Below are 16,356 nucleotides of genomic sequence, written 5' to 3'. Positions count from 1 at the left end.
ACGATTCCTTCGCGGAACAGTTGTTAACCGCCGGATGGGGCAAGATCAAAAGCGGTCAGAAGAGCGTGTTCTGCGGTCCGGCAGGTTTTAGGCCCAGATGCCGGTAGGCCCGTTCCAGCGCGACACGTCCGCGGGAAGTTCGTTCGATAAACCCTTCTTTCAGAAGAAACGGCTCCACGGAAGCTTCCAGCGTCTCGACTTCTTCGGAGAGTGTCGCGGCCATGGTTTCCACGCCGCGAGGGCCGCCCTGAAACCGGGTGATGAGAAACTCCAGATAGCGGCGATCCAGGGGGTCGAGTCCCATTTCATCAATATCAAGACGCTTGAGCGCCTGGTCGGCGAGTGCCCTGTCCACGATGCCCCCGTTCTGGGCGTCGGCGAAATCCCTGACGCGCCGCAGGAGTCGCAGGGCAACCCGGGGGGTTCCACGGGAACGTCGTGCGATCTCGGTGGCACCGTTCCGGTCGATTCTGGTTTTATAGATTCCGGCTCCGCGCTCAATGATCTGCTGGATCTCTTCCACAGCATAGAATTCCAGCCGCATCTGGATCCCGAACCGGTCCCGCAGCGGTGCCGACATGGCGCCAAAACGTGTCGTTGCCCCCACGAGTGTAAAACGCGGGAGATCCAGTTTTACGCTCCGTGCGCCCGGCCCCTCGCCGATCATGATGTCGAAGGAAAAATCCTCCATCGCCGGGTAAAGGGCCTCCTCGATTGGACGGCTCAGGCGGTGGATTTCGTCAATGAACAGTACATCTCCCGGTTCAAGCCCGGTCAGGAGACCAGCCAGTTCTCCCTTGTGCTGGATGGCCGGGCCTGATGTCTGCTTGAGCTGGGAACCCATCTCAGTGGCGATCAGCCGGGCGAGGGTCGTCTTTCCCAGTCCCGGGGGGCCATAGAACAGCACATGGTCGAGCGGTTCCCCCCGGTTCCTTGCCGCTTGAAGATAGACCCGGAGGTTGGAAACCAGTTCCGTCTGGCCAACATAATCTCCCAGTGATTTCGGACGCGGATCGTCTCCGACGGGCAATCCGATATTCCCGGTGATCTCTTCCGGATCCTGCTTCCCGCCCGAGACGAGACGTTTCATGTTCCGTTTGTCATTCCCGGCCATAGGTCACAAGCAGTTTTTCCTTCATGCGGACTTTTCTCGCGCAGGGCGGAGTTGCGCCAGCGCTTCCTTCACGGCCGCTTCGGTAGTGGCACCATCGCCGAGTTTGGAGATTGCCGCCTGCACTGCACGGGCAGCCTCCGCCTCACGGTAGCCAAGGTTTACAAGTGCCGATATGGCGTCCGTTCCGGGGCCATGCCGGGCTTTCTGAACCATGCCGGATGCCCGTGCGAGACCTGTCCGGTCGAGAAATGCGCCGACTTTTTCACCAAGATGGTGGCAGATGTCTCCGGCAAGTTTTTTCCCAATTCCCTTGATGGTGGTCAGCCTCGCCACGTCTCCGGCGGCGATCCAGGCGGCCAGCTCACCTGCCGGGGCACCAGATAGCAGAGCCGAGGCTGCCTTGGGCCCTACCTTGTCTACCGTAATGAGCAGCAGAAACAGTTCCCGGTCTACCGGATCGTGGAAGCCAAACAGTTCGATGGCGTCTTCCCTTACTGCCGTATAAATCCATAGCCGGGTTTCACCGCCCGGAGCTGGCAACTCTTCCAGGGTCCGTGCGGAGATGCGAACCCCATAACCAACACCAGCACAGACGATCACGGCCCGGCCGTCATCATGCGCTTCAAGAAGTCTGCCTTCGAGGTAGGAGATCATTGCTTGCTAGCGTTGTACGGCGGACGGGGTAGGGTGGGCAAGGGGAGAGGGCTTCAGGGCGTGGCCCGTTCGGCAATCTGGAGCAGGCTTGGCGGAAGGGTGAGCCCTGTCCGCCGGATAGCATCGGGATTCACAAATATGCGGAGTGGCATGGCCTCGGCCCCCGGCTTCTGGCGGCGGAGCAAGGGGTCTATCAGCCGTTTCCAGTCCCCACTGAATTCGGACGCGATAGCCAGCGCTGCTCCGGAAAGTACTGCTTGGCGGCTTGTGCCAATTACCGGCGTGGAGCCGGCGGTTTTGACAAGCATTTGGTACCGTGCTGCCGAGTCCCACAGGGGGTCGTCACCTACCAGTATGGCCTTCACCGGCCGGTCTCTGAGAATTGCCGCAAGTTCCGGCTCGGACTTTGCTGTTGCTGCAGTGGCATCCAGACCAGCCGCCCGGGTAGCAGTAATGTAAGTTTCGGCCCGGCGGGCATTTTCTGCACCGGGACCGGCAATAAGCACGACGGGCGTTCCCTTGGGGAAAATCGCTCCGACGGCGCGGGCGAGCCGGTCAGGGCCTGTATCCGCCGAGATGCCTGCGAACAGTCCACCCTGCCCCCTTCCTCTAGTGATGACAGCCGGAATTCGTGAGTGCGAAATCGCCCGGACCACTGCCGGCTCGGGCTGACTATCCATTACGAGCAGGGAAACCGGTCCCTGAGCCATTTTCCTGATGGCACCGGTAATGTCTGTCCGCTCAATCCTGACCCCTGCCGCTTCCAGCGCGGAAATTACTTCCTGGGGTACAGTGCTCCCTGCCACAATCGCTATTGGTTCAGTACCGGTGCTATGTCGTACCGTAAGGGGTGTATGGATAGTTTTGAACAGTCCGTTGCCGCCCTGGTCGGGCGGTTCGGTGAGTATATATACGCCAACATAAAATTCGTAGATGCTGCGGTCGAGTTCGGTCCAGTCGTGGATTCGGAACCCGGCTTCAGGGAGTTGTCCAGGGACCGACTCCGGAGCCCGTGTGCCGGTCTTGTTGTCCCAGTAAACGAGTGAGACTTTGACGGGCAGTGTCTTGTCCAGGTCGATTTCCATGTATATCGACTGGTTTCCCCGGCCGAGCAGCATCCAGCCGCCAAGGCCGATATCCCGGCGGTGGTCATCATCCGGACGCTCTCCTCCCCGTATGGTCACGCCCTGCGGGAGCACGTTCGAGGAGAAAGTCGCTCCGGTCATGTCGCGGAAATCGAGGGTGATCTCTGCCTCCACCCTGGAGGTAAAAGTACGGATCAGGCCGGGAACCTGTACACGTACGGGCACGGCGTAGTTATGCTCGTAGAAAATCCATGCGGTCGAAGCGCGAACGAGCGGGATTGGGCCCAGCTTGAAGGTGTTTTCCAGCTCGTAAATTACCCGCACCGGTCCATCAGTCCATGCAGTGATACGGGAGTTCAATGTCTCTTCCGTCTCGCTGAACCGGATCAGTTCGCCCAGTGTCCATGCCGATGGCCGTATTTTCACCCGGTCCAGCAGGTTTGGGCCTAGCTGACCCTTCGAGTCGGCAAGGCGGTACTCCACATGGGAGACGGGATGCCTGGGGTTTACCGCCATGGTCGCATTGCCTGTGGTCACGCGGTAGTTTTTTGGATCGAACTGTATATAGTCACGCGAAGCGTACCTTGGTGGGCCTTCAAACTCCAACAGGTAGACGTAGCCACGTCGCGTGCTATCCAGTGAATCGGTCATCTCGATTTCCAGGCCCCGGCGCACACCGGCTGGCCAGAAGGGTTTCGGAAACTGGGGGCCGGAGTCCTTCAACATGAATACCAGTTCGTCATTGGCATCCAGAAGCCCATCGTCGCTGCCCATCTGCCCGCCGCCCCGGTAGACAAACCGCCCGCTGGCGTCCTTCTCGTCAACCTGGAACGGGATGGGACCAAACCCCTCATCGAGTGATGCGAAGAGGGCAAGCTGGCTGATGCGGGCGCCCTGCAGTGGTGCGAGCTCAGCTCCGGTCAGCACATGGGGCATCAGCTTGCGGTTGCCGGCATCCAGAAATGGTGTTGACGCTGTACCCATCTGGGGAAACACCAGAACAGTGGCAAGGATGGCTGAGAACCGGAGAAATCTGTTTACAGGCATACGCTGGAAGCATCACAAGATACCGAATGATGCATGTCCATACCAAGGAAAAAAGACCTGCGGCCGTGAATGCTCTGACATGGGCGTCACATTGTCCGGATGGTTGCCGCACCCGTCAGGGCGCGGTATGACAGTGCGCTGTGGAACTTGACGGGAAACTGCTGGCCATTACCGGTATAGGCGGGTTTATTGGGCTTCGGACCGCCGAAAGGGCGTTGCAGCGCGGTATGCGGGTCCGGGGACTGGATATGTCGGAGCCGGCAGCGGTGCGGGCACGAAAGGCCGGAGCGGACGTGGTAGTTGGTGATGTGACGAGTCCGTCAGCTGTCCGTGACCTGTGCCGTGGAGCGGATATTGTCCTTCATACGGCGGCTATCGTCCATGAGAGTGGTTCAATGGATGAGTTCCGCAGGGTCAATGTGGGCGGCACTGTCAATGTATGTGAAAACGCGCGTGAGGCGGGTGCGAAGGCGTTTGTCCAGCTTTCCAGCGTGATGGTTTATGGATTTACGTTTCCCCCTTATGTCACGGAGACGGGGCCCCTCAGGGGCGAAAATAATCCTTATTGCCAGACCAAGATCGAAAGCGAAGAGGCCGCACTCCGGTACAATCAGCCGCCACGTTTCGGGGTAATTGTGATTCGGCCGGGAGATGTTTATGGCCCAGGTTCGGTTCCCTGGGTCGTGCGGCCGGCGAAGCTGATGAGAAAGCGGCAGTTTGGACTGCCGGGCGGTGGACAGGGGATCATGAACCACGTCTACGTGGATAATCTCATCGACGCGATATTTCTTGCGCTGGAGCACGAGATGTGGGGAGAGACATTTAACGTGACCGACGGTGCCGACACGACCTTCCGTAGCTATTTCACTCGCCTTGCCAAGGCAGTGGGAGCACCCCGGCCGTACTCTGTTCCATTACCACTTGTGAAAGGGATTGCATGGATAATGCAGAAATCGGCGGTTTTGCTGGGCCGTGAACCGCAGGTGAGTCCCGATGCCATCGCGTTTCTTAACCGGCCGTATCCTTATTCAATTGAAAAGGCCCGGAAGCTGCTCGGCTATGAGCCCCGTGTAACCCTGGATGAGGGTATGGCCCGGACCGCCCTCTGGCTGCAGGAAGCTGGAAGGAATTAGCCGTTATGCCAGTGCTCATTTGCCCAGAATGTGGTGCGGAGAACCCGGCGGACACGCATCGTTGCCAGAAGTGCGGCACCGTGCTTCAGGATCAGGTAAGCCGTCTGCAATGGGCGATGGTTGGAGCCCTGATTGTGGCCATTGCGGGTCTTCTGCTCTGGCGTTCTGGCGTTCTGGAGCATCGGACCGGGAGCACGGCCCCGGCAGCCCCGTTTCCACAGGCCATGCGGCTGGAGACGGCGGGTCCAGTGTCGGCGGAAAGCACTGAAGGCGGAGTCCGGATAGAGTTTCCCTCCGGGCGGTGGCAGATCAATGGGCGGGATTCGGAAGACAAGATTATCAAGAACCCCGCCGCCGAATTTGAATTTATCGATCAGGGCTCCTTTGCTTTCGGACTCTTGATCGTCGAGGAGACGCCGTTGTCGCTGGACGGTTTTACGGACCTGGCCCTTAACCAGTTCAGGGCGCGGTACACGTCATTCCAGCTTTCCGAGGATCGCAAATCTGTCCTCGGCGGACAGCCTGCGCGATATGTCGAGTTTCAGGTCGTATCGTCGCAGGATATTACGTTCCGGTATTTTGTTCATTTCCTTGTCCGGAACGGCAAGGGATACCAGTTTGTCTTTTATACGATTCCATCGCTGGTAGAGGATCTCCAGTCGGACCTAAAGCATGTTTGGAAGAGTGTTACCTTCGCGGGTTAGTTGTATCCGGTTCGGCCAGGCGACCCTTCTGGTCCATGCCCTGCTCATATCTGCTGCCGCGGCCGAGCCCGCCGACTATGCCATCGTGCTGACGAAAACCCAGGTGCGGACCGAAGCCGGCTTCGGGAAGCCCGCGCTTCAGGATCTCCAGTATCTGGACGTGTTCCGGGTCAAGAGTTCCGCGCTTGGTGAAGGCCGTCAGCCCTGGTATGAAATAGTTTTGCGGGAGCACTCGATGCCCCGGACAATTCTGAAGCGTGGCTGGGTGATCCAGTTGCCAGGAGAAGGCGATCCTCTGCTCCGTGAGGAGGCGGCCGTGTTCCGTCATCCCGGCGATCGTGACCCGCCGCAACTGGTCAAGACCCGCTGGCTTTCGCGTACCGGTATTGTCCGTCACGATGGCGCCTGGACTGAAGTGACATGGAATGTCCGGCTGGACCGTGTGGATGCATTGACCGGCTTTGTTCCCGCCAACGATATCCATCTGGAAGTGCGAAGCACGATGGAAAAGATAACGGCAAAACTTGATGTCATCCGGGCGAATCCCCAGTGGACGCCACTGACAGTGGGCTCCATTCTGCGTGGCGATATCCGTGAAGGGTTTTCCCGCGAGGCGGTAATGCTGGCAGTGGGCGAACCGGAAATACGTGCCGAGACGGAAGGCCACAAGGAGCGTTGGCTTTACCGTCGTACGCCGGCGGGGCCACTGGAAGTGCGGTTGTTCAGGGGGTTTGTCGAATCAGTCCGGAAGATCGATGAGCCTTCGTTCCAGACAGCCCCGGCAAGATAGTAAGCTGCTGGTATGGCCATCCGCGAGATTCTCAAGATTGGTAACCCCCTTCTGCGTGAGCGTTCGCGTGAACTCGCAGAGGATGAACTTCAGTCTCCGCAACTGAAAGAACTGATATCGGACATGTTCGAGACCATGCGCGCTGCGCGTGGGGTAGGACTGGCGGCGCCTCAGGTGGGTGAGCTGGTGCGCGTGGTTGTGCTCGATATTAGGCCCAATCCCCGGTACCCCTACATCGAATCGACCGGTGAACTGGTCCTCGTGAACCCGGTTCTGACGCCCACGGGAAACGGACGTGACCTGGACTGGGAAGGATGTCTCTCGATCGATGGTCTTCGTGGCAAGGTGTCCCGCTGGACAGACTTGTCGGCTACCTTTCGGATTCCCGGCGGAGAGAGGTGTCATCTGGAGGTGTCCGGTTTCCTGGCACGTGCCATCCAGCACGAATGTGATCATCTGGACGGGATACTGTGGCTGGACCGGACGGAAGATACCCGGTCAATCACGCAGGTCACCGAATTCGAGAAATACGTGCTTCCGTCGCTGCTGAAGACGCCGGCAGAAGACTGAACTGCTATTTCAACCAATCGTAGAGAAAAGCCGCTCCCAGCATGAAGCGCATCGATTCGTAATCTTCACGCGAGTAGACGAACAGGTATTCGAACCGGAGATCAAGGGCTGCCTTGGGAATGACAAAAGTCCGGATCCCGCCACCAGGGCCAAAGACGAACGCGCCGCCGTTATCTCCCCTGGGGAAAATACGCCCTCCACCCAGGGCAAACTGGACGTAGGGATCGAAACGCGCTTCCTTGTCGAAAATGAAATGCACCCGCATGGTTGGCATGAACAGAAGCGTGTGAGTGGCGCCAGTGGTTGATTGTGTCGGCGGCGGTCCGGGCTGCACGGGATCGCGGCCCTTGAAATTCGTATACATCGCCGAGAGGCCAACCTGGAATATCGGAGTGACGTTGATGCCGGCAAAAATCTGGCCGGTGAAGCTGACATTCTCGCCTGCATCGAAACTGTCGCCGATCAGCGAGAAAGCAGGTGAGATTTCCACATCTCCTGCTTCCGGTCCCCACGTGAGCTCATCGGCGTACTCCATCAGAGATGACGAAGGGCGGCGTTCTTCAAGGCCATCGTCATCGAAAGCCTGCGCGCCGATACGAAGCAGATGGCCGGGTGTGATGTGGCTATCCGGAAACAGCAGGGAAAAGCCTTCCGCATTGAGCGGCAACGGTGCCAGCAGCAGCACGGCAATAGTGGGCAGAATACGAGACATCACGTGGATTCGTTCTCCCTCCCGAAGCAGCTACAAGTAGGCAACCACCGCCCGGGCCAGAACAATCACCCGCCTGTATTCATCCCGGCAGCGGATGTTGCGTTCCAGATAATTAATCTTGAGCATATCCCCTCCTGTTGGCGGGGAGAAGCCGCCGGATAAGGCTGTTCACAAGGCTTCACGTAGTTGCTCCTGCCAGAGCCGGTTTTGACCATTGCGTTAGGGTATAATCGGCTGAAATCACATGCCTTTTGGTGATATCAGCGGGTCAGACAAGGAGACCATCCATGCGCGAACATATGAAGAATTACATCGAATTCGGCACCGGCTACCCGGTCCGGGGAACCCGGATACTGGCTGAATTCATGCTCGCGAACGAGATACTCGCTCCGTATGAGGAAAAACCCTACGTGACGGTATTCGGTTCGGCCCGGCTGCCCTCCGATCATTCAAGTTACGAGGAGAACCGCAAGCTGGGTGCGCTGCTGGCAAGAGCGGGGTATGGCGTCGTCACTGGAGGCGCGGCCGGTGTGATGGAAGCTGCCAACCGTGGAGCATGGGAGGTGGCAAAAGAAAAAGGCGAGGATCCGGCCCACTACTCCATTGGCTGCGGGATTACGCTTCCCCATGAGCAGAGTTTTAACCCCTACGTCGGAGTGGCGGTCGATTTCCACTATTTTTTCATCCGCAAGTATTTTCTCGTATTCCGGTCCAAGGCGTTCATTCTGGGGGAGGGTGGTTTCGGAACCCGTGACGAGTTGTGGGAGGTGGCGTGCCTTATCCAGACCGGGAAAATGCCGCTGGCTCCGCTGATTCTGCTGGGCGGAAGGGACATCTGGAATGGCCTGATCGAGGATATGCGCATCATGTCGGAACGTGGCGTTATCAGCCCCAGCGACATGGATTTGATCTACGTGGCGCCTTCGGCGTCGGAAGCAGTGTCGTTCGTGACGTCATTCTACCGGAAACTCGATTCCATCAGCTACGACAAGCACCGTGGTGTCATCGGGTTCAGTATGAAAGAGGCCGTTAGTGCGGACCGTCTGGTGGAAATAAACCGGCACCGGCCGGATGGCTTCCCGCCTCTTGTATCCGAAAAGGAAAACGTGCTGGCCATGCCGCGTATCCGGTTTGGATCATATTCGGAGCTCTACCCGCTGATCCGGGTTCTGAACGGCGATTGATTCAGTAGGTCCGGTACCGTTCCTCGGTCCACGGGTCACCGCGCATGTGGTAGCCGTTCTGTTCCCAGAAGCCGGGCTGGTCTTTCTCCAGGAACTCGATGCCCCGGAGCCATTTGGCCGATTTCCAGAAATAGAGCTTGGGTACGAGCAGACGGAGTGGGTAACCGTGCTCGGGAGTGAGATCCTTGCCATCTGCCTTCATTCCGCAGATCACGTCGGGCTCAGTAAAGTCGGAAAGCGGGATGTTGGCAGTAAACCCCTGCTCGCAGTGGGCCAGAACATATTTTGCCGTGGGCTTTACCCCGGATTTTTCCATCAGGAACCTTACCGGCACTCCCTCCCAGAGCATGCCAAGCTTGCTCCAGGTCGTGACGCAGTGAATATCACACTTCACCTGTAGCCGGGGGAGCGCGAAGAATTCGTCGAACGAAAACCTCAGGGGTGTGCTGACTTCGCCGAACACACGGAAATCCCATCTGGCCTTGTCGAATCCGGGTACATCACCATAGTGCAGGACAGGCCATGCACGGGTCTCGCGCTGACCGGGAGGTACGCGCTCTTCCCGCAGGGTATCGGTGCTGACGATCAGTTCCGGTTTCTTGTCATCGCTCGCAGGCACTGGGCATCTCTCCCGGCGGGTGATGCAAAAGCCTAGCGCCGGGAGTGGGACCGGAGTAGCCCGGATGCCCGGTGCCTTTGGTCAGATATCCACCTGGAACCGGGCCACGACCGCATTCACATAACCCGGCACCCGCTGCCCGGAAACGGGTGTGCCAGTGCGTGATGTGTGGGCATGGATGTAGTTCGCACCGAAGCGGGTGTTGGGGTTCAGATACCAGTTCAGTGCCACGCCAAACGTATTGACGTGGCCCCCGGTGACCGGGCCGTCGTTCAGGTCCAGCCGCGAATAGCGGAGCGCCAGCTCGATCGCACCAATACCGTCATCGAAGGCGGCAGTTTTGGGTTTCGGGCGTACGAACCGGCCACGTGCGTAGGGGTGATGCTCTCCAGTCAAAAACACGCTCCCGAGTGCATGGAAACCATAGAAATACCGGTTCCCGGTGGCCGTATCGAGCATGTTGAGGTGGTATTCGCTTCGTAATGATACCGGTCCGATGCCGACAGCCCCCTCGAAGCCGAACAGTTGCCCCCACTGTACATTGCCGCTGGCTGTAGCGATATCTCCCGTATTCAGGATGGTCCCATTGACCCGTGCGGCGGGCGGGACCGGGGGTGTACCGGGCCCTGCCGGAGTTGTCAGGTAGAAGAAACCCGTCTCAGGCCGTGTGGAAAGACTCGTCGTATTCGAGTGGTATTCCCGGCGGCTGTAACCGAATCCGAGATGAAATATCTTCTCACCGCCGTTTTCTAGCAGCGGCGCGGCTGTGATCCGGCCGGTAAGGCTGTAATCGGTATCCTTCGATTCGGTCATGTCGTCACCGAAGAGCCCTTTGTCGTCGGCCGTACGAAAGACCCCGAGCCAGGCAGTAATTTTGCTGTCATGGATTTTGTCCATGTAAACCATGGCGCCGAGATTCCGGACCGGTGCAAAAGCGTTGCCAACACTTCGTTCCAGGAACGGGTGGAAATTGGCACTGGTCATCTCCTCGAGTCCAAATGGCTCCTTGAAATGGCCGAGGCGAAGGCCGAGCCCGGCCGGTCCGCCCTTGAGACCTACATAGGCATCGGCGAACTGGAGGTTGCCGCGGGAGGTTTCGATTTCGTGCCGCATCTCCACGTGCTTGTGCAGGGTGATGTCGATGTAGAGCCGGGCTCTCCGGAAACCAAAATGATCGGTGACGGGCGAACCATTGGCGGCGCGCATTTCATGGCTGGTTGCGATGAATGCCGAATCAAGCTGGATACGGCCACCTACCCGGAACTCTGCCGTATCGGTGGATGTCCGCAGGCTGAAGCCATCCTTCCATCCCACCTTCCCGTCATCGGCGTTGACGGGGCTGACAGCCATTGAAAAGAAAAGCGCCACGAAGGCGCCCAGTGCGAAAGAAGTTCTCAAACGAGAGACAAGTGTTTGCATGGCACACTTGCTACCAAAGCCGGGGTAGCCTTGTCTACAGGAAAATAGGGGCCGCCAAAAAAACGGAACCGCCCCGACTCAGCCAAGAGACGGGGTGGTTCCTGATCACAGGTCTAGCCGGAAAACGGGCTGGAATCAGCCGCCCTTCTTCAGGTCCTCGGTGATATCCGCGTCGGTGAACTCCACGTTAAAGGAGGTGCTGCCAGCCGTCACCGTAATCGGGATCTTCTTGGGATTGAACCCCTCGGCCCAGGCCACCGCTTCGTAGGAGCCAGCCGGAACGTCCTTGATCTCGAACTTTCCGTCCTTGCTGGTGTTGGCATAGTAGGGGTGCGGTACAACCATACGGAAAGCGCGCTCCCAGGGATGTGGACCACAGCGCATTTCATACAGGCCGGGTTTGTCGATCTTGATCTGCTTCACGTCCTTGTTCGGGTGCGGGACGTTGGCCACCTGCCGGCGGCCCAGCATGAGAATCCACGAGTGGAAGATCGGATCCCTGTTTTCCACATCGACGGACGTGGGGCCGGAGAGACCAAAGCCTTCCGAGCGCGGGTGAATATCGGCCTTTTCAACCCAGGTCACATGCTTGCCTTCGCTGAACGCCTTGCCCTCGGGGATCTTGTTGATCATCACGACGGCATCCTTGACGGTGTTGCCCGCGCCGAGGTTCAGGCCTTCCCACTGGCGGGGTTCCTTGCCCGCCACTTCGAAGCTGTCGGTGACCGCGCGCATGATCGCCTTCGGAGCCGTGCCCTTGAAGGTTACCGCGCCAGCGACCGTGGCCGGATTGTTCACCTTGCCGGCCTTGTATTTGCCTTCCTGTCCCCAGCTGAGGTTGGGGTGGGCGATCTCGATCAGCACGAAAGTGCCAGCGGTAGCAGCCACGGTGTGGCCCATGAACTGTCGGCGTGAGGGTTTGTAACTCATGGTTTCCATCTCTCCTTTATAAGAGGGGCCTTGCAGTTTTTGAGGTCGGCCAAGCCGCTGGTCAACTAGACGATTTCTGCCGCCATTGCCAAGGACCGGGCCGTCAGTTCGGATGCTTCAGGACAGTCAGCCTGTGCTTATCCAGAACTGTATACAGTATACATATCGAGACTGCGGTTGCCAGCCAAACCGGGCAAAGAAAGAAAAGGATTAACTGTTCTTAACTGGCTGTAAATAGAGCAGTTTCAGGAAATATGACTACCGCGCTTCGCTTCGATAGGCCGAGAAATCCACCTGGCGGGTCTTGCGCCAGTAAGAAACGGTGTAGGTGGGCCAGTTGTTTGTGTTTTTACCCTTTTCATTCACGTACCAGCTGTGGCAACCGGTCGCCCAGACGCGCTTTTTCAGTTCAGCCTGTACCCATTCGTTGTATTCGCGTTGCCGGTCCGGATCGGGATGCAGGTATTTGAGCCGCCGGTCCACGAGCCGCCGGATGCACTGGATGGCGTAGTGAACCTGGCACTCGATCATGAACAGGATCGAGTTGTGGCCCAGATTCGTATTCGGCCCGTAAAGCATGAAAAGGTTGGGAAATCCCGCCACCGTGACGCCCAGAAAAGCCTCTGCGCCGTCTTTCCAGGCTTCCTTCAGACTTTGGCCCCCAAGACCGGTGATCCGTATCGGGGCGAGAAATCCGGTGGTCTCGAAACCGGTGCCGAAAATGACCGTGTCTACATCGTACGACCGGCCATCCCGGTCCACAACAGAGTTTTTCGTAAACCGTTCGACCGGCGTGGTGATCAGCGCCACATTCGGCCGCTGGATTGCCGGGTAGTAGTCATTGGAGATGAGAATGCGCTTGCATCCAAGTTCGTAATCAGGGGTCAGGGCTTTCTTGAGGAGCGGCCATTTTACCTGTGAATCCAGGTGTTCAAGGGCGGCACGCTTGACCATCTCGCCCAGCACGCTTCCCTGATTCAACGCCGCAAATCGCGCCTCCAGACTCCAGTAAAGCCAGTTGCGGTAGGTCTCGCGCCAGGCAGGGAACTTGCGGAACCGCCGCTTTTCGTAGTTCATGTACGGCCGGTCGGGTTTGGGCAGGATCCATGTCGGCGTGCGCTGGAAGACATGGAGCTGGCCTGCCTGCTCTGCCACTGGCGGAACGAACTGTATCGCGCTCGCACCCGTACCGATCACCGCCACCTTGCGCCCTTTCAGACTGTGTTGATGGTTCCAGCGGGCCGAGTGGAACTGCACACCCTCGAACCGGTCGAGTCCCGGAATATCCGGATAGGCCGGCCGGTTGAGCTGTCCGCAGGCAGACACGAGCACATGGGCAAAGTGGGTTTCATGACGGCCCCTGGAGCCATTGTTTTCGGAGCTACCTGTGATGGTCTCGATCCGCCAGAGGCCCTTGGCTTCATCAAACTCGGCGGCGGTAACTTCTGTCCGGAACCGGATATGCGGCCGCAAGTTGTATTTGTCCGCAACGTGGTCGATGTAGCCGAGGATTTCGGATTGTTCGGGGAACGCCCGCGACCAGTCGGACTTCGGTTCAAACGAGAACGAGTAAAGATGCGATGGCACATCACACGCCGCGCCGGGATAACTGTTGTCCCGCCAGGTGCCGCCTACCCGGTCCGCCTTCTCGAAGATCGTGATGGCCTGAAAGCCCGCCTCTTTCAGCTTGATCGCCATGCACAGGCCGCCGAACCCGGACCCGATGATCGCTACCGACGGGAACGGGATATCGCTGGGGGGAGTCTCCAGGCCCCGGCCCGCCGTCTTTGTTCGTTTTGATTCCGCCATGACGCAAACCCTCCATCGTCACGCCCGCGAGTACAGGCGCCGTCCAGATTACTGACACGCGTGTCATTTTGGCAAGAAAAAGTTGATCTCTGGCTGGGCTCAAAAAAACTCCCCGCTTCCTCACGGAAGCGGGGAGCCACCCATTGCCCACCGACCTGTTGCGTCCTTAGCGGGACGCGGTCGTAATTACTGTGTGTTCGCCCACCGTGCGGGCACCGATCTTGGCGCCGGACATGTTCACGTCCTGGAGCACCGCACCGGTGAGGATGGCGCCCGTAAGATCCGCCCGGCCAAGGTTCGTGCCGGTGAGGATGGCGCCCGTGAGATCAGCTCCGCGGAGATCCGCGCCCCGAAGGTCAGCTCCGGAGAGCACGGCCCGGCGGAGGTTTGCTCCGCGCAGGGTCGCCTTGGCGAGATTGGCGTTGTCGAAACGGACGAGTTCAAGTTCGGCGCGGGCAAAGTTTGCCCAGCGCAGGTCGGCGCTCTGAAAGGAGCTTTGCCGTAAATCGGTCCGGACAAACCGGGCCTGAACGAGAGTCGATTCGTCGAAGGTCGACATTGGGATATTGGCGAAGGTGAACTCACCGAGCACGGCCTTGGCCTGCGGCCAGGTGCCGGCAACAACCGTCTGGCGCGAGAGGTTGATGCCGGGCAGGTTTCGGGCGATTGCTTCGTCGGCAGCAGCCCGGGCGCGGGAGTCCTCGCGGCCCTGAGCGGGCGGCAGCCAGGTGCCGGACACCATGCTCCGGGGTACGGGGCGGGCGCATCCAGTGGCGAGGACGAGCCCTATCGTAAGTCCGAAGATCGCTTTCATTTTGTGGCGGCTGAGTGTCATGGTTGTCTTTCCCTCTGCCGGAGCGGGGACGCCCTCCGGTTCTGTGGTGCTAACGCATGGGGTGTGCCAGACGAATAAACCGGTATTTATGTTTTAATTTCAAATAGTTAGCTGGTTTTAGCGGGTGTGGTAGTGTGTCCCAAAATGAGAAATAGGGATAGATTCTCAAATTGAGACAGTCCAAAATGAGATTTGGTGAGGATACCTTTACTCCCTTCCCCCGACTGTCTATGGTCGCGCCCGACATAACTTCCGGCGGCCCAATCGGCAGATGGATTCTGCAGAAAATAAGCGGGGCCGCCCGCCCCGGAAGCGGCTTCTGTCCGAAGAAGGCGATATCCGGCGGTGTTCACCAACGCGCAAGGGAGTGTTTGAACGATGTCCAAGAACGCCACCGGGCGGCACCGTCTGTGCCGTACGCTCGGAAGCTGCATCTGGGGAAGCCCCAAGTGTCCGTCACTGCGCCGTGCCTATGCACCGGGGCAGCACGGGCCCAGGATGCAGCGCCGCAAGACTTCCAACTTCGGTCTCCAGCTTCGTGAGAAGCAGAAGCTTCGGGCCTACTACGGCCTTCGCGAAGCCCAGTTTTTCAATACCTATATCAAGGCGAGTCACCTGAAGGGGAACACGGGCGAAAACCTGCTGGCCCTTCTGGAACGCCGTCTTGATGTGGCCGTGTACCGTCTCTATCTGGCGCCGACCCTGTCGGCTGCGCGCCAGCTTGTGCTGCACGGCCATGTGCTCGTGAACGGCAAGAAGGTGGACAAGCCCAACTTCACCTTGAAACCCGGCGACAAGGTGACGGTAAAGGACAAGTCCAAGGCCAAGGAGTTCGTCAAGCAGACAGTGGAAAACCACGCCGGTGCTCCGCCTGCCTACTATGCATTTGATCAGGGGCTGCCGGGCGGTTCGCTGGTTGCCGTGCCGCGCCGCGAAGACATCCCGCTTCCCGTTCAGGAGCATATGATCGTCGAGCTTTATTCGCGCTGAGCCATTCCCCGTCGAGGGAATGATCGTGCTACCGGCCCTGTCCCGATGGACGGGGCCGGTCCGTTTGGCGGGTGATTTCTGCCGGAAGCGGCCAGCGTGCTACAACTCGCCGGTGTTTTCCGGGCCCGTAGCTCAGCTGGATAGAGCGTCTGGCTTCGAACCAGAAGGCCGGGGGTTCGAGTCCCTCCGGGCCCGCCACTAAAATTTAACAACAGTCTCGGCTAGTAGTTGGCCGGTATTCCCATGAATGAGGTAGTCGTAATCATGGAACGTCCATTCCGGATTCTGGGGTTGCAGCAGATCGCTGTTGGTGGAACAGACAAGGCCCGGCTGAAAAAACTCTGGGTTGATACGCTGGGGCTCCCGGTTACGGGGACCTATCGCAGCGAAAAGGAAAATGTCGACGAGGATATTACCGTCGCCGGACGTGGTCCGTTCAAGGTCGAAGTGGATCTGATGCAGCCGGTGGATCCCATGAAAAAACCTGCGGTCCATGATCCCGCCCTCAACCATATTGGCCTCTGGGTGGATGACCTGCCGAAGGCGGTCGAATGGCTTTCAGGACAGGGAATGCGCTTCACGCCGGGAGGCATACGCAAAGGCGCGGCCGGTTTCGACGTCTGCTTTATTCATCCGAAGGGAAGCGTAGAGCAGCCTCTCTGTGGCGAGGGCGTACTGATCGAACTTGTCCAGGCTCCCCGCGAAGTGATTGATGCATTCGACAACCTAGTCGGCTGAACGGTGCGATTGGGCCATGCAAA

At 58.7% G+C, this 16,356-nt stretch carries 16 protein-coding genes and 1 tRNA gene; 8 read left to right on the top strand and 9 right to left on the bottom strand.

The annotated features are described in order from the left end of the window. Positions 1-55 precede the first annotated feature (55 nt). From ruvB to KIT79_01320, 3 genes are read right to left on the bottom strand one after another with little or no spacing between them, the layout of a single operon-like run. Positions 56-1,090 carry a Holliday junction branch migration DNA helicase RuvB gene (gene ruvB / locus KIT79_01330; GenBank protein ID MCW5827932.1) on the bottom strand — a complete coding sequence of 345 codons (1,035 nt, stop codon included), beginning with the start codon at positions 1,088-1,090 and terminating at the stop codon, positions 56-58. Positions 1,091-1,135: 45 nt separating this feature from the next. Further along, positions 1,136-1,768, bottom strand: coding sequence for a Holliday junction branch migration protein RuvA (locus KIT79_01325; protein MCW5827931.1), 633 nt, complete (start codon positions 1,766-1,768; stop codon positions 1,136-1,138). Between the two features lie 53 nt (positions 1,769-1,821). Further along, on the bottom strand, positions 1,822-3,837 hold the full coding sequence (locus KIT79_01320; GenBank protein MCW5827930.1) for a hypothetical protein: 2,016 nt from the start codon (positions 3,835-3,837) through the stop codon (positions 1,822-1,824). Between the two features lie 203 nt (positions 3,838-4,040). Here KIT79_01320 and KIT79_01315 point away from each other — a divergent pair, with 203 nt between their 5' ends. The 4 genes from KIT79_01315 to def are packed head-to-tail and all read left to right on the top strand — an operon-like array spanning position 4,041 to position 7,097. Then, on the top strand, positions 4,041-5,033 hold the full coding sequence (locus KIT79_01315) for an NAD-dependent epimerase/dehydratase family protein (GenBank protein ID MCW5827929.1): 993 nt from the start codon (positions 4,041-4,043) through the stop codon (positions 5,031-5,033). A gap of 5 nt (positions 5,034-5,038) precedes the next feature. After that, positions 5,039-5,737: a hypothetical protein gene (locus KIT79_01310; protein MCW5827928.1), complete on the top strand. Its 699-nt coding sequence runs from the start codon at positions 5,039-5,041 to the stop codon at positions 5,735-5,737. Continuing rightward, a complete protein-coding gene (locus tag KIT79_01305) occupies positions 5,718-6,527 on the top strand; it encodes a hypothetical protein (GenBank protein ID MCW5827927.1) in 810 nt (269 codons plus the stop codon). The genes KIT79_01310 and KIT79_01305 overlap by 20 nt, the downstream gene beginning before the upstream one ends. A gap of 12 nt (positions 6,528-6,539) precedes the next feature. Continuing rightward, a complete protein-coding gene (def, locus tag KIT79_01300; protein MCW5827926.1) occupies positions 6,540-7,097 on the top strand; it encodes a peptide deformylase in 558 nt (185 codons plus the stop codon). A gap of 4 nt (positions 7,098-7,101) precedes the next feature. Here the strand turns inward: def and KIT79_01295 are convergent, their stop codons facing one another. Then, positions 7,102-7,809: an outer membrane beta-barrel protein gene (locus tag KIT79_01295; protein ID MCW5827925.1), complete on the bottom strand. Its 708-nt coding sequence runs from the start codon at positions 7,807-7,809 to the stop codon at positions 7,102-7,104. A gap of 287 nt (positions 7,810-8,096) precedes the next feature. Here KIT79_01295 and KIT79_01290 point away from each other — a divergent pair, with 287 nt between their 5' ends. Continuing rightward, positions 8,097-8,993: a TIGR00730 family Rossman fold protein gene (locus KIT79_01290; protein MCW5827924.1), complete on the top strand. Its 897-nt coding sequence runs from the start codon at positions 8,097-8,099 to the stop codon at positions 8,991-8,993. A gap of 1 nt (position 8,994) precedes the next feature. On the opposite strand, the gene KIT79_01285 is transcribed toward KIT79_01290, so the two are convergent. The 5 genes from KIT79_01285 to KIT79_01265 all read right to left on the bottom strand — a co-directional run bounded on the left by KIT79_01285 (position 8,995) and on the right by KIT79_01265 (position 14,605). After that, positions 8,995-9,582 carry a sulfite oxidase-like oxidoreductase gene (locus tag KIT79_01285; protein MCW5827923.1) on the bottom strand — a complete coding sequence of 196 codons (588 nt, stop codon included), beginning with the start codon at positions 9,580-9,582 and terminating at the stop codon, positions 8,995-8,997. A gap of 111 nt (positions 9,583-9,693) precedes the next feature. Further along, positions 9,694-11,010 (bottom strand): hypothetical protein, encoded by a 1,317-nt coding sequence (locus tag KIT79_01280; protein MCW5827922.1) that lies wholly within the window; start codon positions 11,008-11,010, stop codon positions 9,694-9,696. Between the two features lie 156 nt (positions 11,011-11,166). Then, entirely contained in the window at positions 11,167-11,961 is a 795-nt protein-coding gene (locus KIT79_01275; protein MCW5827921.1) for a hypothetical protein, read from the bottom strand. A gap of 258 nt (positions 11,962-12,219) precedes the next feature. After that, positions 12,220-13,770, bottom strand: a complete 1,551-nt coding sequence (locus KIT79_01270) for an NAD(P)/FAD-dependent oxidoreductase (protein ID MCW5827920.1) — start codon at positions 13,768-13,770, stop codon at positions 12,220-12,222. A gap of 166 nt (positions 13,771-13,936) precedes the next feature. Then, on the bottom strand, positions 13,937-14,605 hold the full coding sequence (locus KIT79_01265) for a pentapeptide repeat-containing protein (GenBank protein ID MCW5827919.1): 669 nt from the start codon (positions 14,603-14,605) through the stop codon (positions 13,937-13,939). Between the two features lie 378 nt (positions 14,606-14,983). Between KIT79_01265 and rpsD the strand changes: the two genes are divergently transcribed. The 3 genes from rpsD to KIT79_01250 all read left to right on the top strand — a co-directional run bounded on the left by rpsD (position 14,984) and on the right by KIT79_01250 (position 16,333). Next, positions 14,984-15,595, top strand: coding sequence for a 30S ribosomal protein S4 (gene rpsD / locus KIT79_01260; protein ID MCW5827918.1), 612 nt, complete (start codon positions 14,984-14,986; stop codon positions 15,593-15,595). Positions 15,596-15,716: 121 nt separating this feature from the next. Continuing rightward, positions 15,717-15,793 (top strand) — tRNA-Arg (locus KIT79_01255). A 66-nt stretch (positions 15,794-15,859) separates the two neighbouring features. Next, on the top strand, positions 15,860-16,333 hold the full coding sequence (locus KIT79_01250; protein ID MCW5827917.1) for a VOC family protein: 474 nt from the start codon (positions 15,860-15,862) through the stop codon (positions 16,331-16,333). Positions 16,334-16,356: the final 23 nt, after the last annotated feature.

Source organism: Deltaproteobacteria bacterium (assembly GCA_026129095.1).
Classification (GTDB): Bacteria; JAGRBM01; JAGRBM01; order JAGRBM01; family JAHCIT01; genus JAHCIT01.
Note: the sequence above shows the minus strand (reverse complement) of the source record. Positions and strands in the feature narration are given on the sequence as shown.